Consider the following 23,199-nt stretch of genomic DNA (forward strand, 5'->3'; position numbering starts at 1 on the left):
AGAACCTTATGCCGCGTTTCGCCGCCAACCTGTCCATGCTGTTTACCGAACAGGATTTCCTTGCCCGTTTCAAAGCGGCCGCCGATGCCGGTTTCGAAGGTGTCGAGTACCTGTTCCCGTATGAATTCAGCTCGGCTGACATCAAGGCACACCTCGACGCCAACGGCCTGACCCAGGTGCTGTTCAACCTGCCAGCCGGTGACTGGGCCAAAGGCGAACGCGGCCTGGCGTGCCACCCGGACCGGGTCGAGGAATTCCGCGCCGGGGTCAAGCTGGCCATCGCTTACGCCCAAGTGCTGGGCAATACCCAGATCAACTGCCTGGCGGGCATTCGGCCACAAGGCGTTGACGACGACACCCTGGAAAAAACCTTCGTCGCCAACCTCAAGTACGCCGCCGACAAGCTGCAAGCAGCGGGCATCAAGCTGGTGATGGAGATGATCAATACCCGCGACATCCCCGGCTTCTACCTGAACACCACAGCGCAAGCCCTGTCGATCCGCGAGCAGGTGGGCAGTGCCAACCTGTTCCTGCAGTACGACATCTACCACATGCAAATCATGGAAGGCGACCTTGCCCGGACCATGGCCACGCACCTGGATGAGATCAACCACATCCAGCTGGCGGACAACCCTGGGCGCAATGAGCCGGGCACGGGCGAGATCAACTATCGCTTCCTGTTCGAGCATCTGGATCGGATTGGCTACTCGGGTTGGGTCGGCTGTGAGTACAAGCCGTTGACCACCACCGAAGCGGGCCTGGGTTGGCTTAAAACCCATAACGCCATCTGACAGACACCACACAAAACCCTGTGGGAGGGGGCTTGCCCCCGATAGCGGCGGGTCAGTCAGCAATGTTTTGCCTGACACACCGCCATCGGGGGCAAGCCCCCTCCCACATAAGAAGAGGATTTCACCATGGCTAAAATCGGATTTATCGGCACCGGCATCATGGGCCAACCCATGGCCGCGAACCTGCAGAAAGCAGGTCACCAACTGTTTCTTTCCGAGCACCACGGCAAGGCGCCGGCCGAGCTGATCAACGCCGGCGCAGTGGCCCTGGCCAATCCGCAGCAAGTCGCCCAGGAAGCCGAATTCATCATCGTCATGGTGCCCGACACCCCGCAGGTCGATGACGTGCTGTTCCGCGCCGACGGCGTCGCCGCTGGCTTGTCGCCGAACAAGGTTGTGATCGACATGAGTTCGATCTCGCCCACTGCCACCAAGGCATTCGCAGCGAAAATCAACGAGACCGGTGCACAGTACCTCGATGCACCGGTGTCCGGCGGTGAGGTCGGCGCCAAGGCCGGCACCCTGAGCATCATGGTCGGCGGCGAGCCCCAGACCTTCGAACGTGCCCTGCCGCTGTTCCAGAGCATGGGCAAGAACATCACGCTGGTCGGCGGCAATGGCGATGGCCAGACGGCCAAAGTGGCCAATCAGATCATCGTTGCGCTGAACATCCAGGCGGTGGCCGAAGCGCTGCTGTTTGCCTCGAAAAACGGCGCCGACCCGGCCAAGGTGCGTGAAGCACTGATGGGTGGATTTGCCTCGTCGAAGATTCTGGAAGTGCACGGCGAACGCATGATCAAGGGCACCTTCGATCCTGGCTTCCGCATCAACCTGCACCAGAAAGACCTGAACCTGGCCCTGGCCGGAGCCAAGGAGTTGGGGATCAACCTGCCGAACACTGCCGGTACCCAGCAGGTGTTCAGTACGTGCACGGCAATTGGTGGCGGCAACTGGGATCACTCGGCGCTGATCAAGGGGCTGGAGCATATGGCGAATTTCTCGATTCGCGATAAGTAACCCGCCAGTGGAAACACCTTGAATGTGGGAGGGGGCTTGCCCCTGAGGACAGTGTTTCAGCCCAATCATCTACGTCTGACACACCGCTATCGGGGGCAAGCCCCCTCCCACACTTGATCGCATTCCAAATCTGAAATTGCTGCACCTCTAATAACAAAAATCCCCGGGAGCCCGCTTATGTCGGTCGATCCGCAACACCTGCTTCGCGAGCTGTTTGCCACAGCCATCGACGCCGCCCACCCCCGGCAAGTCCTTGAACCCTTTCTGCCCGCCGACCGCACCGGCCGCGTGATCGTGATCGGCGCCGGCAAGGCCGCCGCCGCCATGGCACTCGTCGTCGAAAACTGCTGGCACGGCGAGGTCACTGGTCTGGTGGTCACCCGCTACGGCCATGGCGCACCGTGCAAAAAAATCGAAGTGGTTGAAGCCGCCCACCCCGTCCCCGATGCTGCCGGCCTGGCCGTGGCCAAGCGCGTGCTGGAGTTGATCAGCAACCTCGGCGAAGACGACCGCGTGATCTTCCTGCTCTCCGGCGGCGGCTCTGCATTGCTGGCCCTGCCCGCCGAAGGCATCACCCTGGCGGACAAACAAACCATCAATAAGGCGTTGCTTAAATCCGGCGCGACCATTGGCGAGATGAACTGCGTGCGCAAGCACCTCTCGGCAATCAAGGGCGGTCGGTTGGCCAAGGCCGCATGGCCGGCAACGGTGTACACCTACGCCATCTCCGACGTGCCGGGCGACCAAGCCACGGTGATTGCCTCCGGCCCTACCGTCGGCGACCCGAGCACCTCGCAACAAGCCCTGGCGATTCTCAAGCGTTACGGGATCGACGCACCCGCCTCCGTGCGCAGCTGGCTGCAAAACCCGGCCTCGGAAACCGTCAAACCCGGCGATCCGATCCTCGCCCGCAGCCACTTCCAATTGATCGCCCGCCCCCAGCAATCCCTGGAAGCCGTGGCCGTAAAAGTACGCCAGGCCGGTTTCAGCCCGCTGATCCTCGGCGATCTGGAAGGTGAAGCGCGGGACGTGGCCAAAGTGCATGCGGGCATTGCCCGGCAGATCGTGCAGCACGGCCAACCGTTGGCAGCGCCGTGCGTGATCCTGTCCGGCGGTGAAACCACCGTCACAGTGCGCGGCAATGGCCGGGGCGGGCGCAATGCGGAATTTCTGCTGAGCCTGACCGACAGCCTCAAAGGCCTGCCCGGCGTGTACGCACTGGCGGGCGACACCGACGGCATCGACGGTTCGGAAGACAACGCCGGCGCAATCATGACGCCCTGCAGCTACCGCCGCGCCGAAGCCTTGGGCCTGAGCGCCAGCGATGAGTTGGATAACAACAACGGCTACGGCTATTTCGCGGCGCTCGACGACTTGATCGTCACCGAGCCAACCCGCACCAACGTCAACGACTTCCGCGCCATCCTGATCCTTGAGAGCACTGCACATGACGCCTGACAAGAAGGTCAAGATCCTCGCCACCCTGGGCCCGGCCACCGACGGGATCGATGACATCCTCGAACTGGTAGAAGCCGGGGTGAATATCTTCCGCCTCAACTTCAGCCACGGTGACCACGCCGATCACGCCCAGCGCTACCAATGGATTCGCCAGGTGGAGCGCCAGCTCAACTACCCGCTGGGCATCCTGATGGACCTGCAAGGGCCGAAGCTGCGAGTCGGGCGTTTCGCCGAAGGCAAGGTGCAATTGGTGCGCGGCCAGGCCCTGCGCCTGGACCTGGATGAGACCCCGGGCGACCAACGCCGGGTCAACCTGCCCCACCCGGAAATCATTGCAGCGCTGGAGCCGGGCATGGACCTGCTGCTGGACGACGGCAAGCTGCGCCTGCGGGTGATCACCAAGCACACCGATGCCATTGATACCACCGTGCTCAATGGCGGTGAGCTTTCCGACCGCAAGGGCGTGAACGTGCCACAAGCGCTGTTGGAACTGAGCCCTCTGACCGCCAAGGACCGCCGCGACCTGAGCTTCGGCCTGGAGCTGGGCGTGGACTGGGTAGCGTTGTCGTTCGTGCAACGCCCGGAAGACATCCGCGAAGCCCGCGAGCTGATCGGTGACAAAGCTTTCCTGATGGCCAAGATCGAGAAGCCGTCGGCCGTGCAGCGCCTGCGGGAAATCGCCGAACTGAGCGACGCGATCATGGTGGCCAGAGGCGACCTGGGTGTGGAAGTACCGGCCGAGAGCGTGCCGCAGATCCAGAAGGACATCATCAGCACCTGCCGTCAGTTGGGTAAACCGGTGGTGGTCGCCACGCAGATGCTCGAATCCATGCGTTTCTCACCGGCGCCCACCCGTGCCGAAGTCACCGACGTGGCCAACGCCGTGGCCGAGGGCGCAGATGCGGTGATGCTGTCGGCAGAAACCGCATCGGGCGAGTACCCGCTGGAAGCCGTGCAGATGATGAGCAAGATCATCCGCCAAGTGGAAAACGGTCCGGATTACCAGGCGCAACTGGACGTCAGCCGGCCCAAAGCCGATGCCACCGTGTCGGACGCCATCAGCTGCGCGATCCGTCGTATCAGCAGCATCCTGCCGGTGGCGGTGCTGGTGAACTACAGCGAATCCGGCAGCTCCAGCCTGCGCGCTGCACGGGAACGGCCCGTGGCGCCGATTCTTAACCTCACGCCGAACCTGTCCACGGCGCGACGGCTGAGCGTGGCGTGGGGCGTGCACTCGGTGGTCAATGATCGGCTGCGCCAGGTGGATGAGGTGTGTTCCACGGCACTGGAGATTGCCCAGGCTCAGGGCATGGCGCAGCGCGGGGATACGTTGGTGATTACGGCGGGGGTGCCGTTCGGGCAGCCGGGGTCGACCAACTCTTTGCGTATAGAGACGCTGATCTAGCGCCTGTAGAGGCCCCATCGGGGGCAAGCCCCCTCCCACATTGGACTGCATTCACACATCTAACGGTGTGAACCCAATCAAGTGTGGGAGGGGGCTGGCCCTCGATGGGGACAACTCGGTCTCACTGAATCCCCATCATGCACAACCAGACCTGCCCCGACTGGGCCGAAGCGCTGCTCAACGGCTTCAGCCAAATCTTCCTGCAACGCCAGCCGCTGTGCGGCTTGCTGTGCCTACTGGCCATCCTGATCGGCGCTCCGGCCTTGCTCGGCGGTGCACTGCTGGGTGGCGTGGCCGGGTTGCTCACGGCCCAGCGCCGGGGTTATCCCAAAGCTGAACGCCAAGCTGGCTTATATAGCTACAACGGCGTGTTGCTGGGCTTGTTGATCAGCGAGCATTTCGCGTGGTCTGCCTTGTTGCCGCCGCTGATCCTGGCGTGTGGCGGCTTGAGTGCGATTCTCACGCGGCAATGGCTCAAGCACGCGACGCAACCGGATGACTTGCCTGCCTACACCGCGCCGTTTGTCATGCTGGGTTGGCTGCTGCTGGGCACTGCGGCGCCAAACACCTTCGCCCTGGGCGCGCCGGACGCCCTGGTTTGGTTCAGCGCGCCCTTCACTGGACTGGCGCAAATCATGCTGCTGGATCAGCCCGTGGCCGGCGCCTTGATTGCCCTTGGCCTGTGGCTCGCCAACCGACGCGCGGCCATCTGGGCCTTGATCGGCGCCAGCGCCGGCGTGCTGATCGGCGTCATGCTGGAGGACAGCACCGGCGCCCTCCTCGGCCTGCACAGCTACAACCCGGCCCTCGCGGCCCTGGCCCTGAGCCAAGCGCGTCGCCAAGCCTGGCTGCCGCTGCTCGGCATCCTGCTGGCGATCCTTCTGACACCGGGCTTTGCCGCCCTGCACCTGCCCGCGCTCACCGCGCCGTTTATCCTCGCCTGCTGGCTGGTACGCGCCGGTCGCCGAATCGTGCAGAAACCGCGCATGGACAGCCCCTTCGAATCCCCCTAGGCTTGCTCGATCTTCGATTCGGGCGGGACTTATGGACAGCAACAACGACTGGCGCCAGCGGCTCTACGTCATGGTTTTTCAGAGCGACACCGTCGCCGGGCGGCGCTTTGACGGCATCTTGTTGCTGATCATCCTCGCCAGCCTGGTGATCGTGATGCTCGACAGCATCGACCAGATCCACCAGAACTACGCCAATGTGCTGGCGTATATCGAGTGGGGCTTCACCGTCATCTTCCTGATCGAGTACGGGCTGCGCCTGTACTGCTCGCCCAAGCCGTTGCGCTATGCCTTCAGTTTTTACGGGCTGGTGGATTTGCTCGCCATCGTGCCCGGCATCCTTGCGCTGTATTACAGCGATGCGCAGTACCTGCTGATCATCCGCATCATCCGCATGCTGCGGATTTTCCGTGTGCTCAAGCTCAGCCCGTACCTCAAGCAAGCCAACTACCTGATGGCGGCGTTGCGCGGCAGCAAGCAGAAGATCGTGGTATTCCTGGTGAGCGTATGCACCCTGGTGACGGTGTTCGGCACCTTGATGTACGTGATCGAAGGCCCGGAACACGGGTTTACCAGCATTCCCAAAGGCATCTATTGGGCCATCGTCACCCTGACCACCGTGGGCTTTGGCGATATCGTTCCGAAGACGCCGCTGGGCCAAGTGATTTCGTCACTGGTGATGATCACCGGTTACTCGATCATCGCCGTGCCCACGGGCATTTTTACCGCGGAGCTGGCCAGTGCCATGCGCGGTGAACAGCTGCAAACCGACTGCCCCGTGTGCAAGAAAAACAGCCACGAGCCCAATGCGGCGTTCTGCTCGCGCTGCGGCAGTAATCTTTTCAAGAAAGTGGAATAAGCAAAGTTCTTTTTAATCTTTAAGCGACTATGGCGCCCCGGCTATAGTCGCTGGCAAATGGCCTTACCCCTTCTCCCGAACAACAAGGAATGAGCAGTGAAAAAACTCGTTAGCGCCTCTCTCCTGGCCGCCGGTCTTGCCCTGGCGGGCGCCGTGCACGCCGCACCGGTCACACTGCTCAACGTCTCCTATGACGTAATGCGCGATTTCTACAAGGACTACAACGCCGCCTTCCAGAAGCATTGGGAAGCCGAGCACCCGAACGACAAGCTGACCCTGCAAATGTCCTTCGGCGGTTCCAGCAAACAGGCGCGTTCGGTGATCGACGGTCTGCCAGCTGACGTGATCACCATGAACATGGCCACCGACATCAACGCCCTTGCCGACAACGGCAAACTGGTGCCAGACAACTGGGTCACGCGCCTGCCCAACAACAGCGCGCCGTTCACCTCCGCCACCGTGTTCATCGTGCGCAAGGGCAACCCCAAGGCGCTGAAAGACTGGCCGGACCTGCTCAAGGATGGCGTGCAAGTGATCGTGCCTAACCCGAAAACCTCGGGTAACGGCCGCTACACCTACCTGTCGGCCTGGGGTTATGTGCTCAAGAACGGCGGCGATGAAGAAAAGGCGAAGACCTTCGTCGGCAAGCTGTTCAAGCAAGCGCCTGTGCTCGACACCGGTGGCCGTGCAGCGACCACCACGTTCATGACCAACCAGATCGGCGACGTGCTGGTGACCTTTGAGAACGAAGCCGAAATGATCGCCCGTGAATTCGGCCGTGATCAGTTTGAAGTGATCTACCCAAGCGTTTCCGCTGAAGCCGAGCCGCCGGTGTCGGTGGTCGACAAAGTGGTCGAGAAGAAAGGCACCCGCGTGGCCGCCGAAGACTACCTGAAGTACCTGTGGTCGCCGGAAGGCCAGGAAATCGCCGCCAACAACTACCTGCGCCCGCGTGATCCAAAAGTACTGGCCAAGTACACCGACCGCTTCCCGAAAGTCGACTTCCTGTCGGTGGAGAAGACCTTTGGTGACTGGCGCACCGTACAGAAGACCCACTTCAATGACGGTGGCATCTTCGACCAGATCTACTCCGGTCAATAACTAAGAAACGCGGTAAAAAATGTGGGAGGGGGCTCGCTCCCGATAGCAGTGTGTCAGCCACTACACCCAGTGACTGACACTCCGCCATCGGGGGCAAGCCCCCTCCCACATTTGGCTGTCTGTATGGCCGTTGCATCGGTAGTGTCACACCACCTTAGTTGTTTCTGAATGTATCATCAGCCAGCATAAGTGATATCACCACGAGCGCCCTACTCGTGCGTACGCCTTGGCTTTACTCTCGCTCGCCATCTTCCTCCGCTTTTATGAGAACACCATGAACGCTACTCCCCACACTACAAGCACCATGACCCGCGGGATGGTGATGCTGTTTGCGTTCTGCTGCGGCGCCATCGTTGCCAACATTTACTACGCGCAACCGATCATTGAACTGATCGCCCCGGACATCGGCCTTACGCCGGCCATGGCCAGCCTGATCGTGTCCCTGACGCAAATCGGTTATGCCCTGGGACTCTTCTTCCTGGTGCCGTTGGGCGACCTGCTGGAAAACCGCAAGCTGATGATCCTCACCACCGTGGTGGCCATCGCCAGCCTACTGGGCGCAGCGTTCACCGCACAGCCGAACCTGTTCTTGCTGGTGTCGCTGCTGATCGGATTCAGTTCTGTATCGGTGCAGATCCTGATCCCGCTGGCCGCGCACCTGGCGCCTGCCGAGTCCCGTGGCCGTGTGGTCGGTAGCATCATGGGCGGTTTGTTGCTGGGCATCCTGCTGGCACGGCCGGTCTCCAGCGTGGTGGCGGACCACTTCGGCTGGCGTGCGATGTTCATGGCGGCGGCGGGGTTGATGGCGTTTATCAGCGTGGTGCTGATGCTGACCATCCCCAAGCGCCAACCCGACCACAGCGCCACATATGGCCAATTGCTGGGTTCGCTGGGCACCTTGTTGCGTCGCCAGCCAGTGCTGCGCCAGCGCGCGTTTTACCAAGGCTGCATGTTTGCCACCTTCAGCCTGTTCTGGACCGCCGCGCCACTGGAGCTGGCGCGTAATCACGGCCTGAGCCAGAGCGAAATCGCCCTGTTCGCCCTGGTCGGTGCCTTGGGCGCCATCGCCGCGCCCATCGCCGGGCGCCTGGCGGATGCCGGTCACACTCACCGCGCTTCGTTGCTGGCGATGCTGTTCGCCGCGCTGAGCTTCCTGCCGGCGTTCGTGCATCCGCTGTACAGCGTGATCGGCCTGGCGGTAACCGGTGTGGTCCTGGACTTCTGCGTGCAGATGAACATGGTCCTGGGCCAACGCGCCATCTACGCCCTCGACGCCAACAGCCGCAGCCGTTTGAACGCGCTGTACATGACCAGCATCTTCATCGGCGGCGCCTTTGGCTCAGCGATTGCCAGCAGCGTGTATGAACACGGCGGCTGGCTCGGGGTGATGCTGGTCGGCAGCGCATTCCCGCTGGTGGCGTTGTTGCGGTTCCTGAGTGCGTCCCGGCGGGTGGCGGTCGCAACCGCTTAAGAGCGCACCAACTTCTCCAGAGCCGCGTCCGCCAGAAATGACGAGCGGCTTTTGACCTTGTGCTGACGCACATAACGGTCGATTCGCCGGATGACATAACCGGGCAAGGTCGCATTGACCTTCTCGGTCTTGCCCAGATAAGGCGAGATGTCCAACGCCAGCATCCCCCAGCCCATCCCCGCATAGTCCTCATGAGCGCGATGGTTCGGGACTGACGTTGGCATCGGAATCGTCCCGCCCTCTGCAGCGATCTCCTGCAGCAGGATGTGCGCGACTTACACGGCAGCGTTGTAAGCCTCTTCAAAGCTGTCCCCGGCGATGACAGCGCCTGGAATATCGGGGATTTGAATGCCGGTGGCGGTAAAGTCATCGCTCCATTCGATAAAAATATGATGACTGCCCGTGACACGATCCAGTACCCATCCAGCCTCTTGCAGCTCCTTGATCAATCACCTGCTTTGCACCCCAGCCTCCTTGGCTTGGCCTGAACAAAAACAACCCTAGAGTTATCTTTGCTCAAGCACAGAACCTCTCAGCCTGACTGGCGGTGGTTTTACCGAATGTTGAGCGCTGCCGAGTGAAACCTCGGAATCCGCCCGTTAAGCGACGGCCAGTAACCGAATGACCCCGCGCCCGCCAGCAAGGCAGGCTGGCGACGGAGCAGCGCAAGGATGGTTTGGGACGCAATGATCAACGCCAGCCGCTGGCCAGGACATTGATGAGCGCCGAAACCAAAGCTGAAGCTGCGCCGCTGCGGGCGTTCAAGCACAAAACTATCGGGCATCGGGTTTGCCGCAGGGTCACGATTGGCGGACGCCAGCACCACCAGGAGGGTATCCCCGGCCTCCAGCACGCGGTTACCGATGACACACCGGTCGGCAACAAACCGCCGAGTGTTCTGCACTGGGGAATCGAAGCGCGCCACTTCTTCAACCAGCGCCATGACCTGGGCGGGCGCGTGCTGAACCTGCTCCAGCAGATCAGGCTGCCGGGCGAGCATCACCAATGTGTTACCTATCAGGCCGGCCGTGGCTTCGCAGGTCTGTGACAGCAGCCCGATCAGGTTTGCGGTCAACACGTCAGTGTCCATCCAGTCGCCTGTGCGGATGTGCGTCATCAACGCCGAAGCTTCAAGTACGTCGCCGAACATTTGCGTCAACTGCGACGCTCCGATGTCGGCGTGACGCCGTTGGGCCTCGTTGCTCAGCGGCGAGAGGCAGGCGACGAAATCCCGTGTCAGCTCGGCAACCGCTGCTGTCTGCCCTGTTGGAAAACCCAGCAACGCCGCAACCGCCGAGACCGGCAAGGTGAACATCAACGCCTCCAGGTTATCCACGCGGTCGATAAGGCTGCCGACCACCTCCGCGACGGTCCCGACGCCTACGCCAGCCAATGCCGGTTCGACTGCTGCTCGCGGGCATCGATGGGCCGTCCCTTCATTCATCCGCATCAAGCGGGCAAATACCTGGCCTGCCGCGCCTTGCGCAATCGCAGCAGGCACCGGCTCGTGATGCGGGCGTACTCGACAATCCGGGTGAGCCAGAACAGCCGCAACCACCTCGGCTGTACTGGCGACCCACAGCCCAAGTTCAGCGTCGAACAGCAACCCGCCAGTACGTCTCAGGCGTGAGTAATAGTCATAAGGGTCAGCGTGGGTAGCGGCTTCAAGCGGTGTCATTCAGGACGTCCTGTTCACGAAGAACCGCTACTATCAGCCACCTCACCCGGTAACGATTCGCTCAGGAACGAAATATGAATGGCCAGGACGACGACGCCGCACTCTCACAGGTCGCCGGCGCAATTGCAGAACCTGCGCGCACGAAAATGCTCTGCGCGCTGATGGATGGGCATGCGCGTACCAGCACCGAAATGGCCGTGATTGCCGAGGTCAGCACCTCAACCGCCAGCGCGCACTTGGCCCGGCTCAAGGACGACGGCTTGATCACGTTGCAGACGCAGGGTCGTCACCGGTACTACAGCCTCGCCGGTCCGTCGGTGGCCCAGGCGATTGAAGGGTTGATGGTGATCAGCCGCAACAGCGCCAAGGCGTTTGTGCCGAGCACGCCCACGCGTCTGCAGTTTGCGCGCACCTGCTACGACCACATGGCGGGTACGTTGGCGGTCACGTTGCACGACCATTTCATTGAGGCCGGCTGGTTGACCGGGAACGACAGCTACCAACTCAGCGCACACGGCGACAAGGCGATGGTTGAACTTGGGATTGATGTGGCGGCGCTGCGCACGCAACGACGGCGATTCGCCTGCGCCTGCCTGGACTGGAGCATGCGCCGCCCGCACCTGGCGGGTGCTTTGGGCGCGGCGCTTTTGCAAAACGCTGTTCGCCGTGAATGGGTAACACAGGACCTGGATAGCCGCGCACTGAGTGTGACGCCAAAGGGCCGCAAAGCGCTCAAGGCCCGATTTGGAACAACGATCTGCGAGCCATGAAGATCACCAGCCAAACTCGCCGATGCGGAGCAGGATCAGGCGCATACCGAATGCCCAGCATCCAGGCAGTGCAGCAGGCGCTCGACCGTGTGATCCAAGGGGCCGGAGTTATCCAGCACAAACAACCCTGAACCACTGCCGGCGATCAGCTCTTGAGTAAACCGCGCATTGCGCGCCAAGCGCTCCTCGATGTCGGCCGGCAACTCTCGTCCCCGCGCGATCAAGCGCTGGCGTAACACGCCTTGATCCACGGTCAGCAATAGCACCAGCATCTGCGGATAACGCGCGCGGGCCTGCGCCAGGTGTGCACGCGAGCCGTTGACCAGAACGTCATCCCCCGCCGCCAGCCAATCGTCGATTTCCCGTGGAATGCCATAGGACAAGCCGTTGGCCTGCCAACTGAGGGCAAACGCCCCCTCGGTACGCATCACCGCAAACTGCTCCGCGCTCACACCGTGCGCCGCCTCGCCCACGGCCTCCGCCGAACGGGTGATGACGCGCCGCACGATGCGGCAGCCGCGCTCGGCCAACTGCGGACGGGCGGCATCCAGCAGGCTGTCCTTGCCCGAACCCGATGGCCCGATGAGATAGATCAACCTGCCCGCCATCAACACACCCTCTTCGCTTGTCGCCAGACTTATGCACCACAGGAAGCCCTTCGCGGCGCCTGGCTTGCATCAGCTCGGCCCGCTGGCCCGTACAAATGCCGCCTGCAACAGGCTGGGCGGATAGCGATCACTGAAAAGTATATCCAGCAATCCTTCGGCAGCCAGGCCGGCGGCGGCCACATTACCCGAGTGCGACCCGCAGCGCACCAGGTTCGGCGCGACCACAAAGACGAGTGATGCCTCCCCGAACAATCCTACAGCCAGCACTACGGTGCTTATCTACGGTACAGGCTCCTATCCCTTCTCCCCTCAACGGAGACGAAAAAGTGCCCGACTCAATCGCAGCGCAAGTACGTGAAACCGCTCAAACAGAACAGTCAAAAGAAGACATATTCTTTAGCCTTCTTTCCGGACTGGCAGGCCTTCACCCCATCATCACAACCATAGGCGCCGCCAGAAGTTATATGAAGGTCTGCGAAAAAAGCGGGTTGAAACTCAACCCGTACTTTGTCAAAAACGGCAATTGCGGACCCTCGCCCAAAACCCAAAAGATGCTTTCACACCGCAAATACAAAAGCTTGGGTGTTGGCGCAACCGGGGTGGGAGTGGCGGCGATAAGCCCGGCGATCTCGCCTATTCCCGCGCCCTTCTATGCGGCCAGGCATGCGTCTGCCACGACCTCTACGGCGATACATCTGCGTCGGCTGTCAAAAATGCTGGCGGCTTATCAACCCTTCGCCGCTGGTGATAAACAAGTCAGTGATGCGATTAAATGGCTGCAACTGGCCATCGAGGTAAAGTTCAAGAAGCTCGCATTTCGAGGCACAGAAATGGCCATCTCGACCACCTCGACCTTGCTTTCATTTACCGGCATCGGCCTGGTCGGAAAAATCCCGCTCATCATGGTCAGCTTCCAACTTGAACTGGCCAGGCTGATGGTCAGCGACCGTTACGCCGCCCTGTGCAAGGTGGCGGCGATGGAGTTGCAGTGGGCGGCCTTTCTTGAACAGAACCCCAACGTCGGCGATATGCCGCAAGCCAGCCTCGCCGGCTTATCCCGAGCAGATCAGATCAAGCAGCTTGAACAAAGAAAGATGATGCTCGGCGCCGCAATCACCACTCAAGTGCGAGGTCGTGCACTCGATGCCCGAACCGGCAATACCGGCTTGGGCCCTGCCACGATGATCATCAAGGAGATCATGGCTAAGCACACGTTTCAGGGGCAGTTCTTCGCGGGCCATGACTACTTGACCATGATCCATGAACCGGCTGGCTGGAATGCCATTGCGGCGAAACTGATGAACATATGAGAAGCGGCATGGTACCGGCGCCTCCGTGGCCTGAGGGCTGAGGAGGCCCACTGTGGGACGGGGCTTGCTCCCGATGGCGACGCCATATTCAGCTAATCAGTGACTGACCTGGCGCTATCGGGAGCAAGCCCCCTCCCGTATTTGAACTTCAGTGCCTGGAAAGATGGATTTCACAGGCATGAAAAAGGCGACCCGAAGGTCGCCTTTTGTCATTGCGCGTACTGCTTGCTCAACCCCGGCGGCACACCTTGCACGTTGGTGTCTTCCCACGGCCCATTGGGGCTGATGGAGCGGCTCCAGCCGTTGCTCCAGCGGTAGTAGGTGCGCTGGCGGTAGAACGTGTCGGGTTGGTCGTCGAGCACGTACACCTGCATCTTGCCGTCCCAATGGCTGGCGGCGCCCGGTGGGGGGGCGAAGGTCGGCGATTTAGTCGGGGCAGGCTTCGGTGGCGGGGTGACCGGGCCGGAAGGCTTGGTGCTCGGCTGAGTCGAGGGGCCGGACGGCGGGATAGTCGGGCCGGTCGGGCCAGGTGGTGGCCGATGGACCGCACAGGCGCTCAGGCCCAGTACCAGGCTGAGCAAGGTGATGCGTGCGAATGCGGTCATCATAGGCGTTTCCTCAAAATTACTTGTCCGGACTGTCGATGGTCAGCTGTTGCAGCGCAGTGGTGCTGCTGGCCAGGGGTTGGCTGCGGCCGATCCACTCGCCAGTGGTTGGTTGACCGGCCCGGGATATGCGCGCAACCAGTTGGACTTCGGGGAAGTTGGACAGTTTCAATTGCGGCATCATTGCATCGGCGTCACCCAGTTCGACGGTAACAGGCAATTCGGCGACGGTGACGCGTTTGACCGCCAGAGGTGCCGGCGGGCCACTGACGGCGCGGGCGAAGATGAACACGCTGTCGGTTGGCAAGGCCTTGGCCTTCACGTCGGCGGACAGGTCCACACGTACCTTCATCACAGCCTTTTGGGCGACGCTGCCCCCGCTCTCCTTCAGACTTTGCGCAGCCCGGTCGATGCCGCCTTGCAGGGCAGCACGGGAATTATCTTCCGGTGGCAGTTGGGCCAACAGACGGGTCCAGTAGTCGATGGCCTCTTGATAACGCTTGCCTTCAAATGCCGCAATGCCCAGCAAGCCCAGGCTGGTGACTTCCTTCGGGTCCAGCTTCAAGGCTTCATCAGTGAGCGCCTGCACCTTGGGCGACCACTGTTTGTTGTCGGCAAAGTACTGCGCCTGGGCCCACTGCCCCAGCAGCTCCGGCTGGCGCCCGGCCAGGGCCACGGTGCGCTCGAACACTTTCGCGGCGTCTGCGGAGCGGTCTTGGGCCATATAGGCGCGACCGAGGAAGTACAGGCCTTCGGCCGAATCCGGTTGGGCCGCAGCCGCGCGTTCCAGGCGGTGGGTCATGTCTTCCATGGACACCGGTGGCTGTGAGAATTCGCGGGTCAGCTCGACCTTGTCGCTGGCACCAAAGTGCATGTACAGGCCCAAGCCAAGGACGGGGACGAGGACGGCGGCGAGCAATGGCAGCGGTTTGCCCAGGCGCGATTCGCGGGGTTTTTCCACACCCTCGGTATCCGCCAGCAGTTCGCGGGCGGCTTCGGCGCGACCGGTGTCGAGTTGCGCGGCGTTGAGCACGCCTTCGTCCTGCTGCACTTGCAACTCGGCGACGCGTTCTTGATACAGCGCCACGTTCAGCGCGGTGCGATCCTCTTCGCGCTGGGCACGGCGGCCGCGCAATACAGGGATCAACAGGAAACTCAGGGCAATCAGAAGCAGCAAGCCGGCTGCGAGCCAGAAATCAATCATCAGTCTTGGTGTCCAGCAATTGGTCGAGGCGTTTACGCTCTTCGGGGGACAGCGCGTCGGAACCATCGGTCGGCGCTGCGCGGCGACGGCGCACGATCACCGCCATCACCACCACGCCGGCCAATAACAGCCCTGCTGGGCCGAACCAGAGCAGCGCGGTCTTGCCGGTGAGGGCCGGTTTGTAGCGCACGAAATCACCATAGCGATCGACCATGAAGTCGATGATCTGCTGGTTGTCCTTGCCCTCTCCCAGCATGCGGAAGATCTCTTTGCGCAGGTCGGCGGCGATGGGAGCGTTGGAGTCGGCGATGTCCTGGTTCTGACACTTGGGGCAGCGCAGTTCCTTGGTCAGTTCGCGGAAACGCTCGCGGTCACCGTCCTTGGCGAATTCGTACGTGTCGATGGCGGCGTGGGCCACTCCCGCCAAACCCAGTGCCAGCACGGCAGCAACTAACAGACGCTTCATGGCTTGGCCTCATCGACCAGCGCCTGGTACTTGGCAGCCAGTTGCTCGCGCCAGACCACCTCGTCGATCACACCGACGTATTTGTCGCGGATCACACCCTTGGCATCAATGAAGAAGGTTTCCGGGGCGCCGTAAACGCCGAGGTTGAGACCGAGATTGCCGTCTTCATCACGGATGTCCAGTTGGTACGGGTTATGGAACTCGGCCAGCCACTTCAAGGCCGCCGCATTGTCGTCCTTGTAGTTGATGCCGTAGATCACCACGCCCTTCTCAGCCAACTTATTCAGCACGGGGTGTTCGACGCGGCAGGAAATGCACCATGTGCCCCATACGTTGACCAGTGCCGGTTTGCCCAGCAAGTCGGCACGGGTCAGCGTCTTGTCACCTTGCACGTTCGACAGCGAGAACTCGGGGAAAGGCTTGCCGATCATCGCCGAAGGCAACTCTGCCGGATCCAGGTAGAGGCCGCGATACAGGAACACCGCCACCACCAGGAACAACGCCAGCGGCAACACCATCAACCAACGCTTCATACCGCCGCTCCTTGCATACCCAAGGCTTCACGCACTCGGCTCTTGACCTTGACCCGATAACGCCGGTCCAGCGCGGCCAGCAAACCGCCAAACCCAGTGAGCAAACCGCCGAACCAGATCCAACGCACAAACGGTTTCACATGCACGCGCACTGCCCAGGCGCCCTCGCCCAACGGTTCGCCCAGTGCCACATAGAGGTCACGGGTGAAACCCGCGTCGATACCGGCTTCGGTCATCATCGAGCTCTGCACGGTGTACAGGCGTTTTTCGGGGTGCAATACGGCGATTTCCTTACCGTTGCGGACTACCCGCACGGTGCCTTTGTCCGACGTGAAATTCGGCCCTTCAAAGTGCTTGGCGCCCTCGAAGATGAACTGGTACCCAGCAAGGTCCATGGACTCGCCCGGCGCCAGACGCAGATCGCGCTCGGCGCTGTTCTGGCTGGACAGCACCACGCCCAGCGCACACACGGCGATGCCGATGTGGGCGATCTGCATGCCCCAGTAGCTGCGGGTCAGCGTCGGAAGGCCTTTGACCAGGCCTTTGTGGCGGGTCTTGTCGAAGATGTCGCGCACACCGGCCAGCAATACCCAGGCGGCAAGCAGGAAGGTGGCGAGCACCGCCCAGTTGAAGTCGCCATAGGCAATCCCGGCGACCACGGCCAGGGCCACGCTGCCGAGCAGCACCGGCATCAACATGCCGACCAGCCATTTGACCGGGGTGTCCTTCCAGCGCACCAGCATGCCGACCGCCATCACCACCATCAACAGGCCCATCAACGGGATGAACAACGCGTTGAAGTACGGCGGGCCGACGGACAGTTTGGCGCCACTCAGGGCATCCAACACCAGGGGGTACAGAGTGCCGAGCAGGATCATCGACGCGGCCACCACCAGCACCAGGTTATTGCCCAGCAGCAGGGTTTCCCGCGACCACAGATTGAAGCCGACCTGGCTTTTGACCACCGGCGCGCGCAGGGCGAACAGGGTCAGGGAGCCGCCAACCACAAACAGCAGGAAGATCAGGATGAACACGCCGCGCTCCGGGTCGGACGCAAAGGCGTGCACCGAGGTCAACACACCCGAACGCACGAGGAATGTGCCCAGCAGGCTGAGGGAAAATGCCGCGATGGCCAGCAACACGGTCCAGCTCTTGAACACGCCGCGCTTTTCGGTGACGGCCAACGAGTGAATCAGTGCGGTACCCACCAGCCATGGCATGAACGAGGCGTTTTCCACCGGGTCCCAGAACCACCACCCGCCCCAGCCGAGTTCGTAGTAGGCCCACCATGAGCCAAGGGTGATGCCGATACCCAGGAACGCCCAGGCGACGATGGTCCATGGCCGCGACCAGCGCGCCCACGCGGCATCCAGACGCCCGCCAAGCAAGGCGGCGATGGCGAAGGCGAAGGCCACGGAGAAACCGACGTAACCCATGTAGAGCATCGGCGGGTGCACGATCAGGCCAATGTCTTGCAGCAAGGGGTTGAGGTCATGCCCATCCGATGGAATCTGCGGCAGGATGCGGCTGAAAGGGTTGGAGGTCATGATCAGGAACAGCAAAAAACCAATGCTGATCATGCCCATCACCGCCAGCACCCGCGCCAGCATCACTTGCGGCAATTGGCGCGAGAACACCGATACAGCGAAGGTCCAGCCGCCGAGGATCAACGCCCACAGCAGCAACGAACCTTCGTGGGCGCCCCACACGGCGCTGAACTTGTAGTACCAAGGCAGCGCGGTGTTGGAGTTATTGGCGACATAGGCGACGGAAAAGTCGTCGGTCATAAAGGCGTAGGTCAGGCAGCCAAACGCGAACAGCAGAAAGGCAAACTGACCCCAGGCGGCCGGCTGCGCCAGGCTCATCCATAGGCGGTCGCCGCGCCAGGCACCGAGCAACGGCACCACGGCCTGCACGATGGCGAAGCACAAGGCGAGGATCATCGCCAATTGGCCCAACTCAGGAATAAACAGTGCGGACGTCATCACTTAGCCCTCCTTCGCTGGGGTTGGTGCCGATTGGCCGCTTTCTTTCAACGCCTTGGTGACTTCCGGCGGCATGTATTTTTCGTCGTGCTTGGCCAGCACTTCATCGGCCACCACCACGCCGTCAGCGTTGAGTTTGCCCAGGGCGACGATGCCCTGGCCTTCGCGGAACAGGTCCGGGAGGATGCCACGGTAGGTGATGGTCACGGCCTTATTGAAGTCGGTAACCACGAAGGTCACGTCGAGGGAATCGCCGGAACGTTTCAACGAGCCCTTCTCCACCATGCCACCGGCGCGGATGCGGGTATCAACCGGTGCTTCGCCATTGGCGATCTGGGTCGGGGTGTAGAACAGGTTGATGTTCTGTTGCAGCGCGCTCAAGGCCAGGGCCACGGCAATGCCGACGCCGGCCATGATGGCGAGGATGATCATCAGACGTTTTCTACGCAGCGGATTCACTTTTCGGTCTCCCGGCGCAGACGACGCGCCTCTTGTTGCAGGTAACGCTTGCGGGCCAGGATCGGCGCGGCGACGTTGAGGGCCAGCACCGCCAGGCAGATGCCATAGGCCGTCCAGACATAGAGGCCGTGGTGGCCCATGGCGAGAAAATCACTGAAAGAAGCAAAACTCATCCGCGCGCTCCCAGGCTGCTTTGCACTTCGGCCTTGACCCAACTGGCGCGGGCTTCACGCTTGAGCACTTCGAGGCGCATGCGCATCAGCAGCACGGCACCGAAGAAACAGTAGAAGCCCAGCACCATCAACAGCAGCGGTGCCCACATTTCCACGGGCATCGCCGGTTTTTCGGTGAGGGTGAAGGTGGCGCCCTGGTGCAGGGTGTTCCACCACTCCACCGAGTATTTGATGATCGGGATGTTGATCACGCCGACAATCGCCAGCACCGCGCAGGCCTTGGCGGCGCTGTCACGATTGCTGATCGCGTTGCCCAACGCAATCAGACCGAAGTACAGGAACAGCAGGATCAACATGGACGTTAGTCGCGCATCCCACACCCACCACGAGCCCCAGGTGGGTTTGCCCCAGATCGCGCCGGTGACCAGCGCCACGGCGGTCATCCACGCGCCGATGGGCGCGGCGCATTGCAGGGCAACGTCGGCCAACTTCATCTTCCACACCAGGCCGACAACGCCGCACACCGCGAGCATCACGTAACAGGACTGGGCCAGCATCGCGGCGGGTACGTGGATATAGATGATGCGAAAGCTGTTGCCTTGCTGGTAGTCCGGCGGCGCGAAGGCCAGGCCCCAGACCAGGCCGATGCCGATCAGCAACACGGCGGCGCTGCTGAACCAAGGCAGCAGTTTGCCACTGATGCCGTAGAACCATTTGGGCGAGCCGAGCTTGTGAAACCAGGTCCAGTTCATTGCTGTTTCTCACGGTTGCTTCTCGTCATTGCGAGAGGCGTAGGGTCTTTCTTATGTTGAAGAGCTGACAATGTCGCTGGGTCAGACCTCATTATTCGCCGACGCTGATCTTCAGGCCGGCGGCTATAGCAAAGGGTGTCAGGGTTACCGCCAGGGCGGTCAGGCTACCAAGCCACAGGAGGTAACCGGTCGCCGGCATGCCCATGAGCGCAGCCTGCAAAGCGCCGCTGCCAAGGATCAGTACCGGGATGTACAACGGCAGAATCAACAGGGCCAGTAGCAGGCCACCACGCTTCAAACCGACGGTCAACGCTGCGCCCACGGCCCCTAACAGGCTGAGCACTGGCGTGCCGAGTAACAAGGACAAAAGCAATACCGGCAGGCACTCGACGGGCAAGCCCAGCATCATCGCCAACAGCGGCGAGAGCAAGACTAGCGCGAGGCCGGAAAAAGCCCAGTGTGCCAGCACCTTGGCCAGTACCAGAAGTGGCAGAGGGTGCGACGAAAGGACCCACTGTTCCAGGGAACCGTCTTCGAAATCACTGCGAAACAGCCCGTCCAGCGAGAGCAGAACCGATAAAAGCGCCGCCACCCACACCAGCCCCGGCGACAAGGTTTGCAACAGTTTAGTCTCGGGACCGACCGCCAGCGGGAACAGCGCAATCACGATGGCAAAGAACACCAGCGGGTTGGCCAATTCAGCCGGGCGACGGCACAACAGCCGTGCTTCGCGGGCGACCAGCAGGGCGAAGACACTCATGCCGACCACCGGCCCAGATCAAGGTCGCGGTAACCGGCGGGCATGCGCGCCAGGGTGTGGTGGGTGGTGAGCAAGACGGTTCCGCCCTGCTCGCAATGCCGCGCCAGGTGTTCTTCCAACTGGGCGACGCCTTGCTTGTCGAGGGCGGTGAAGGGTTCGTCGAGAATCCACAGCGGCGGACCAGGCAGGTAGAGCCGCGCCAGGGCCACGCGGCGCTGCTGGCCGGCGGACAGGGTGTGACAGGGAACGTCTTCGAAACCCTTGAGGCCCACAGCGGCCAGGGCCTGCCAGATGGCATCGCGGGAAGCAGGATGGTGCAGGGCGCTGAGCCAGCTGAGGTTTTCTTCGGCAGTGAGCACGTCCTTGATGCCGGCGGCGTGGCCGATCCAGATCAAGTTGCGTGCAAGCTCGGTGCGCTGTTCGTTGAGGGGCTTGCCGTTAAGCCGCACTTCACCGGCCGTGGGTTGCATCAACCCGGCCAGCAGGCGCAGCAAACTGGTTTTGCCGCTGCCGTTGGGACCGCTGATCTGCACCATATCGCCACCCGCCACACGCAGGTCGAGGTGCTCGAACAGCAGGCGCAAGTCGCGTTCACAGGAGAGCGCTACGGCTTCAAGAAGAGGGCTGGTCAAGAGATCGCGGGCCTTTACGGTTCAAGTCGGCGGTGCAGCGGCCGTTATAGAAAGAAGCACAATAACGGCTTTGGCGACCGATTTTAGAGAGCTGGATCAAATAGTTGTGAGGTTTTTAGCGCTCTCTTTGCAGACGGGCGGCATTATACATGCGATGCCCTACGCTAAAGAGGGCAATTTCCCCAGAGACGATGCGCACGATGACCGGCGAGATCAACCTTCCTACGCTTCCTCCCACCCCGGCAGCCGGGCAAAGCTCCGCGCCTGCGCCTGGAGCACTGCTGAAACTGCTGGAGCCGCAGATTGGGCTGATCGACCCTGGGAAAACCGCGAATGCCGAAGTCATCGCCCTTAAACAAGGCGGTGAAGCCTTTCAGTTGCTGCTCAAGCTGACCTTGGACGGCGGCCGCCAGACGCTGGTGCAGGCCAGCAGCGCGCAGCCCTTGCCCTTAGGCAGCAATGTGGCGGTGAGCCAGACGCCAGCGGGCAATCTGACCCTCAGCCTGCAACAGGCTTTGAGTGCCAACGTCGCCGCCCTCACCCGCATCGATACCGCCAAAGTCCCGGAAGGTACGCTGTTGCAAGCCAAGGTATTGACCACTCAGATGCTGCCCCAGGGCACGGCGCAACCGGCGATCTATCGTTCGCTGGTGACAGTGCTGAATAACGTCTTGGCCGGCGCGACACTGACGGTGGAAAGCCCACAGCCGTTGCGCGTAGGCAGCCTGCTCAGCGCCGTGGTGCAGAACGCGCAGACCTTGAATTTTGTGCCGCTGAGCGGGCTCAAGGATCAATTGGCGGTCACCCAGCAACTGTCGACCCAGCAAAGTCGCCAGGGCTCCCTGGATGCGGTGTTCACTGCCCTGCAAAACCTGCCCCGTGGCGATAGCACCTCCGCCGACCTGCGCGCCGCCGCCGACCGTTTGCTCGCGGCGCTGCCCGATCTGGCACAGGTCAGTAACCCCAAAGTCCTGGCTCAAGTGATTCAGAACAGCGGCGCCTTTCTGGAGGCCAAATTACTCGCAGGACAGAATCCACAAATACCACCACTGGACATGAAGGGCGCACTGCTGCGCCTTGTCGCGGACTTATTGCCCGCCCTGCCCGCCAGTACCAACCTCAACGCCATTCTTGCGGCCAACACGCTGGCCCAGGTATTGCCCAATTTTGTGCGCAGCCCACTGAACACGCTGGGCCAAGTCAGCGCGCGGCAGGCACCGGTCAGCTTTCCACTGCCCGAGCGGCTGATGGCGAAGCTTGAAGGCGAAGGCGACCTGGAAAACCTGCTGCGTTTGGCAGCCGGGGCCATTTCCAGGTTACAGAGCCACCAACTGTCGAGTCTGGAACAGACCGGCACCACCGCCGATGGCCCGCCTGCAAACCACCTGGCAGTTGGAAATCCCTATGCGCACGCTGCAGGACATCGTGCCGTTGCAGGTCAAGTTCCAGCGCGAAGAACCGGCGCCAGACAAAGACCAGCCCGAACGCAAAGACCGCAAAGACCCCAAGCAAATGCTATGGCGCGTCGAGCTGGCATTCGATATGGAGCCGCTGGGGCCGTTGCAGGTCCAGGCACAACTGACCCAGGGCAAACTGTCGAGCCAACTGTGGGCAACACGCCCGTTCACCGCCAGCCTGATCGAAAGCCATTTGGGCAACTTGCGCGAGCGGCTGGTGACTTCGGGCATCAACGTCGGCGACCTCGATTGCCACCTGGGTACGCCACCACGCGGGCCGAAAACCGGACTGGAGCAACGCTGGGTGGATGAAACCGCATGAAGAACTCCAACCCACCGCGCCAGGCGATTGCCCTCAAGTACGACGGCCAGCAAGCGCCGACCCTGACCGCCAAGGGCGACGATGCCCTGGCCGAAGCCATCCTCAAGTTGGCGCGGGAAAATGAAGTGCCGATCTATGAAAACGCCGAGCTGGTAAAGCTGCTGGCGCGCATGGAACTGGGCGACAGCATTCCGGAGGAGTTGTACCGCACCATCGCGGAGATCATTGCGTTTGCCTGGACCTTGAAGGGCAAGTTCCCGGTGGGCTATGACCCGGATGCGCGGCCTGTGGAGCGGGACGTCACGGAGCGTGGCGACGACTACTGAATAGCCACAGGCACACAAAGGTCCAAATGTGAGAGGGGGCTTGCCCC

Annotated in this window: 23 protein-coding genes and 4 pseudogenes; 12 read left to right on the plus strand and 15 right to left on the minus strand. The window is 61.8% G+C overall.

Annotated features, from left to right (window positions below):
- Window positions 1-8 precede the first annotated feature (8 nt).
- The 8 genes from hyi (at window position 9) to ACVWXD_RS16235 (ending at window position 9,112) form a co-directional block, all read left to right on the plus strand.
- On the plus strand, window positions 9-791 hold the full coding sequence (hyi, locus tag ACVWXD_RS16200) for a hydroxypyruvate isomerase (protein ID WP_032889131.1): 783 nt from the start codon (window positions 9-11) through the stop codon (window positions 789-791).
- Window positions 792-917: 126 nt separating this feature from the next.
- Window positions 918-1,808 carry a 2-hydroxy-3-oxopropionate reductase gene (locus ACVWXD_RS16205; RefSeq protein WP_032889129.1) on the plus strand — a complete coding sequence of 297 codons (891 nt, stop codon included), beginning with the start codon at window positions 918-920 and terminating at the stop codon, window positions 1,806-1,808.
- A gap of 177 nt (window positions 1,809-1,985) precedes the next feature.
- Window positions 1,986-3,266, plus strand: a complete 1,281-nt coding sequence (locus tag ACVWXD_RS16210; RefSeq protein ID WP_032889128.1) for a glycerate kinase type-2 family protein — start codon at window positions 1,986-1,988, stop codon at window positions 3,264-3,266.
- On the plus strand, window positions 3,256-4,671 hold the full coding sequence (gene pyk / locus ACVWXD_RS16215) for a pyruvate kinase (RefSeq protein WP_095184248.1): 1,416 nt from the start codon (window positions 3,256-3,258) through the stop codon (window positions 4,669-4,671). The genes ACVWXD_RS16210 and pyk overlap by 11 nt, the downstream gene beginning before the upstream one ends.
- A gap of 137 nt (window positions 4,672-4,808) precedes the next feature.
- Window positions 4,809-5,684: an urea transporter gene (locus ACVWXD_RS16220; protein ID WP_286819469.1), complete on the plus strand. Its 876-nt coding sequence runs from the start codon at window positions 4,809-4,811 to the stop codon at window positions 5,682-5,684.
- 31 nt (window positions 5,685-5,715) lie between these two features.
- Complete coding sequence (locus ACVWXD_RS16225) at window positions 5,716-6,540, plus strand: ion transporter (protein WP_032889122.1); 825 nt, start codon at window positions 5,716-5,718, stop codon at window positions 6,538-6,540.
- Between the two features lie 96 nt (window positions 6,541-6,636).
- Window positions 6,637-7,641: a sulfate ABC transporter substrate-binding protein gene (locus tag ACVWXD_RS16230; RefSeq protein WP_032889121.1), complete on the plus strand. Its 1,005-nt coding sequence runs from the start codon at window positions 6,637-6,639 to the stop codon at window positions 7,639-7,641.
- 274 nt (window positions 7,642-7,915) lie between these two features.
- Window positions 7,916-9,112 (plus strand): MFS transporter, encoded by a 1,197-nt coding sequence (locus ACVWXD_RS16235; RefSeq protein ID WP_081797774.1) that lies wholly within the window; start codon window positions 7,916-7,918, stop codon window positions 9,110-9,112.
- Here the strand turns inward: ACVWXD_RS16235 and ACVWXD_RS16240 are convergent.
- The 3 genes and pseudogenes from ACVWXD_RS16240 to ACVWXD_RS16250 all read right to left on the minus strand — a co-directional run bounded on the left by ACVWXD_RS16240 (window position 9,109) and on the right by ACVWXD_RS16250 (window position 10,790).
- Window positions 9,109-9,495, minus strand: a pseudogene (locus tag ACVWXD_RS16240) (type II toxin-antitoxin system HicB family antitoxin). The gene ACVWXD_RS16235 and the pseudogene ACVWXD_RS16240 overlap by 4 nt on opposite strands.
- Window positions 9,472-9,561, minus strand: a pseudogene (locus ACVWXD_RS16245) (type II toxin-antitoxin system HicA family toxin); the annotation flags it as partial. The pseudogenes ACVWXD_RS16240 and ACVWXD_RS16245, both read right to left, overlap by 24 nt.
- 104 nt (window positions 9,562-9,665) lie before the next feature.
- Window positions 9,666-10,790 (minus strand): cytochrome P450, encoded by a 1,125-nt coding sequence (locus tag ACVWXD_RS16250; protein WP_457371183.1) that lies wholly within the window; start codon window positions 10,788-10,790, stop codon window positions 9,666-9,668.
- Window positions 10,791-10,864: 74 nt separating this feature from the next.
- On the opposite strand from ACVWXD_RS16250, the gene ACVWXD_RS16255 reads away from it, so the two are divergent.
- Window positions 10,865-11,560, plus strand: coding sequence for an ArsR/SmtB family transcription factor (locus tag ACVWXD_RS16255; protein WP_457371184.1), 696 nt, complete (start codon window positions 10,865-10,867; stop codon window positions 11,558-11,560).
- Between the two features lie 35 nt (window positions 11,561-11,595).
- Here the strand turns inward: ACVWXD_RS16255 and phnN are convergent, their stop codons facing one another.
- Window positions 11,596-12,168: a phosphonate metabolism protein/1,5-bisphosphokinase (PRPP-forming) PhnN gene (gene phnN, locus ACVWXD_RS16260; RefSeq protein WP_447095701.1), complete on the minus strand. Its 573-nt coding sequence runs from the start codon at window positions 12,166-12,168 to the stop codon at window positions 11,596-11,598.
- Window positions 12,168-12,399, minus strand: a pseudogene (locus tag ACVWXD_RS16265) (alpha-D-ribose 1-methylphosphonate 5-triphosphate diphosphatase); the annotation flags it as partial. The pseudogene ACVWXD_RS16265 and the gene phnN, both read right to left, overlap by 1 nt.
- Window positions 12,400-12,494: 95 nt before the next feature.
- Between ACVWXD_RS16265 and ACVWXD_RS16270 the strand changes: the two are divergent.
- Window positions 12,495-13,478, plus strand: coding sequence for a hypothetical protein (locus ACVWXD_RS16270; RefSeq protein WP_177434249.1), 984 nt, complete (start codon window positions 12,495-12,497; stop codon window positions 13,476-13,478).
- A gap of 209 nt (window positions 13,479-13,687) precedes the next feature.
- Here ACVWXD_RS16270 and ACVWXD_RS16275 read toward each other — a convergent pair whose 3' ends face one another.
- The 10 genes from ACVWXD_RS16275 to ccmA form a co-directional block, all read right to left on the minus strand.
- Window positions 13,688-14,083, minus strand: coding sequence for a hypothetical protein (locus ACVWXD_RS16275; RefSeq protein ID WP_181643596.1), 396 nt, complete (start codon window positions 14,081-14,083; stop codon window positions 13,688-13,690).
- 19 nt (window positions 14,084-14,102) lie between these two features.
- Complete coding sequence (ccmI, locus tag ACVWXD_RS16280) at window positions 14,103-15,287, minus strand: c-type cytochrome biogenesis protein CcmI (RefSeq protein ID WP_032889107.1); 1,185 nt, start codon at window positions 15,285-15,287, stop codon at window positions 14,103-14,105.
- Window positions 15,280-15,753, minus strand: coding sequence for a cytochrome c-type biogenesis protein (locus tag ACVWXD_RS16285; RefSeq protein WP_032889105.1), 474 nt, complete (start codon window positions 15,751-15,753; stop codon window positions 15,280-15,282). Before ACVWXD_RS16285 ends, ccmI begins: the two co-directional genes overlap by 8 nt.
- Window positions 15,750-16,286 (minus strand): DsbE family thiol:disulfide interchange protein, encoded by a 537-nt coding sequence (locus ACVWXD_RS16290; RefSeq protein ID WP_032889103.1) that lies wholly within the window; start codon window positions 16,284-16,286, stop codon window positions 15,750-15,752. The genes ACVWXD_RS16285 and ACVWXD_RS16290 overlap by 4 nt, the downstream gene beginning before the upstream one ends.
- Window positions 16,283-18,271 (minus strand): heme lyase CcmF/NrfE family subunit, encoded by a 1,989-nt coding sequence (locus ACVWXD_RS16295; RefSeq protein ID WP_095184240.1) that lies wholly within the window; start codon window positions 18,269-18,271, stop codon window positions 16,283-16,285. Before ACVWXD_RS16295 ends, ACVWXD_RS16290 begins: the two co-directional genes overlap by 4 nt.
- A gap of 3 nt (window positions 18,272-18,274) precedes the next feature.
- Window positions 18,275-18,730 (minus strand): cytochrome c maturation protein CcmE, encoded by a 456-nt coding sequence (gene ccmE, locus ACVWXD_RS16300; protein WP_032889100.1) that lies wholly within the window; start codon window positions 18,728-18,730, stop codon window positions 18,275-18,277.
- On the minus strand, window positions 18,727-18,903 hold the full coding sequence (gene ccmD, locus ACVWXD_RS16305) for a heme exporter protein CcmD (protein WP_003172771.1): 177 nt from the start codon (window positions 18,901-18,903) through the stop codon (window positions 18,727-18,729). Before ccmD ends, ccmE begins: the two co-directional genes overlap by 4 nt.
- Window positions 18,900-19,655, minus strand: coding sequence for a heme ABC transporter permease (locus tag ACVWXD_RS16310; RefSeq protein ID WP_181643574.1), 756 nt, complete (start codon window positions 19,653-19,655; stop codon window positions 18,900-18,902). Before ACVWXD_RS16310 ends, ccmD begins: the two co-directional genes overlap by 4 nt.
- 91 nt (window positions 19,656-19,746) lie before the next feature.
- Window positions 19,747-20,415, minus strand: a complete 669-nt coding sequence (gene ccmB, locus ACVWXD_RS16315) for a heme exporter protein CcmB (RefSeq protein ID WP_003189951.1) — start codon at window positions 20,413-20,415, stop codon at window positions 19,747-19,749.
- The gene (gene ccmA, locus ACVWXD_RS16320) at window positions 20,412-21,047 is read right to left on the minus strand and encodes a cytochrome c biogenesis heme-transporting ATPase CcmA (protein WP_032889096.1); all 636 of its coding nucleotides are present in this window, start codon (window positions 21,045-21,047) and stop codon (window positions 20,412-20,414) included. The genes ccmB and ccmA overlap by 4 nt, the downstream gene beginning before the upstream one ends.
- Before the next feature lie 200 nt (window positions 21,048-21,247).
- Between ccmA and fliK the strand changes: the two are divergent.
- Together fliK and ACVWXD_RS16330 are read left to right on the plus strand one after the other, a co-directional pair.
- Window positions 21,248-22,826 (plus strand): annotated as a pseudogene (fliK, locus tag ACVWXD_RS16325) (flagellar hook-length control protein FliK).
- Entirely contained in the window at window positions 22,823-23,152 is a 330-nt protein-coding gene (locus ACVWXD_RS16330; protein WP_032889094.1) for an EscU/YscU/HrcU family type III secretion system export apparatus switch protein, read from the plus strand. Before fliK ends, ACVWXD_RS16330 begins: the two are co-directional and overlap by 4 nt.
- Window positions 23,153-23,199 lie beyond the last annotated feature (47 nt).

This window comes from Pseudomonas sp. TE3911 (genome assembly GCF_054062775.1).

Bases quoted from the DNA above. Each gene is read 5' to 3' on its own strand.
- hyi (WP_032889131.1), top strand. From the start codon at position 9: ATGCCGCGTTTCGCCGCCAACCTGTCCATGCTGTTTACCGAACAGGAT.
- ACVWXD_RS16205 (WP_032889129.1), top strand. From the start codon at position 918: ATGGCTAAAATCGGATTTATCGGCACCGGCATCATGGGCCAACCCATG.
- ACVWXD_RS16210 (WP_032889128.1), top strand. From the start codon at position 1,986: ATGTCGGTCGATCCGCAACACCTGCTTCGCGAGCTGTTTGCCACAGCC.
- pyk (WP_095184248.1), top strand. From the start codon at position 3,256: ATGACGCCTGACAAGAAGGTCAAGATCCTCGCCACCCTGGGCCCGGCC.
- ACVWXD_RS16220 (WP_286819469.1), top strand. From the start codon at position 4,809: ATGCACAACCAGACCTGCCCCGACTGGGCCGAAGCGCTGCTCAACGGC.
- ACVWXD_RS16225 (WP_032889122.1), top strand. From the start codon at position 5,716: ATGGACAGCAACAACGACTGGCGCCAGCGGCTCTACGTCATGGTTTTT.
- ACVWXD_RS16235 (WP_081797774.1), top strand. From the start codon at position 7,916: ATGAACGCTACTCCCCACACTACAAGCACCATGACCCGCGGGATGGTG.
- ACVWXD_RS16250 (WP_457371183.1), bottom strand. From the start codon at position 10,790: ATGACACCGCTTGAAGCCGCTACCCACGCTGACCCTTATGACTATTAC.
- ACVWXD_RS16255 (WP_457371184.1), top strand. From the start codon at position 10,865: ATGAATGGCCAGGACGACGACGCCGCACTCTCACAGGTCGCCGGCGCA.
- phnN (WP_447095701.1), bottom strand. From the start codon at position 12,168: ATGGCGGGCAGGTTGATCTATCTCATCGGGCCATCGGGTTCGGGCAAG.
- ACVWXD_RS16275 (WP_181643596.1), bottom strand. From the start codon at position 14,083: ATGACCGCATTCGCACGCATCACCTTGCTCAGCCTGGTACTGGGCCTG.
- ccmI (WP_032889107.1), bottom strand. From the start codon at position 15,287: ATGATTGATTTCTGGCTCGCAGCCGGCTTGCTGCTTCTGATTGCCCTG.
- ACVWXD_RS16285 (WP_032889105.1), bottom strand. From the start codon at position 15,753: ATGAAGCGTCTGTTAGTTGCTGCCGTGCTGGCACTGGGTTTGGCGGGA.
- ACVWXD_RS16290 (WP_032889103.1), bottom strand. From the start codon at position 16,286: ATGAAGCGTTGGTTGATGGTGTTGCCGCTGGCGTTGTTCCTGGTGGTG.
- ACVWXD_RS16295 (WP_095184240.1), bottom strand. From the start codon at position 18,271: ATGACGTCCGCACTGTTTATTCCTGAGTTGGGCCAATTGGCGATGATC.
- ccmD (WP_003172771.1), bottom strand. From the start codon at position 18,903: ATGAGTTTTGCTTCTTTCAGTGATTTTCTCGCCATGGGCCACCACGGC.
- ACVWXD_RS16310 (WP_181643574.1), bottom strand. From the start codon at position 19,655: ATGAACTGGACCTGGTTTCACAAGCTCGGCTCGCCCAAATGGTTCTAC.
- ccmB (WP_003189951.1), bottom strand. From the start codon at position 20,415: ATGAGTGTCTTCGCCCTGCTGGTCGCCCGCGAAGCACGGCTGTTGTGC.
- ACVWXD_RS16330 (WP_032889094.1), top strand. From the start codon at position 22,823: ATGAAGAACTCCAACCCACCGCGCCAGGCGATTGCCCTCAAGTACGAC.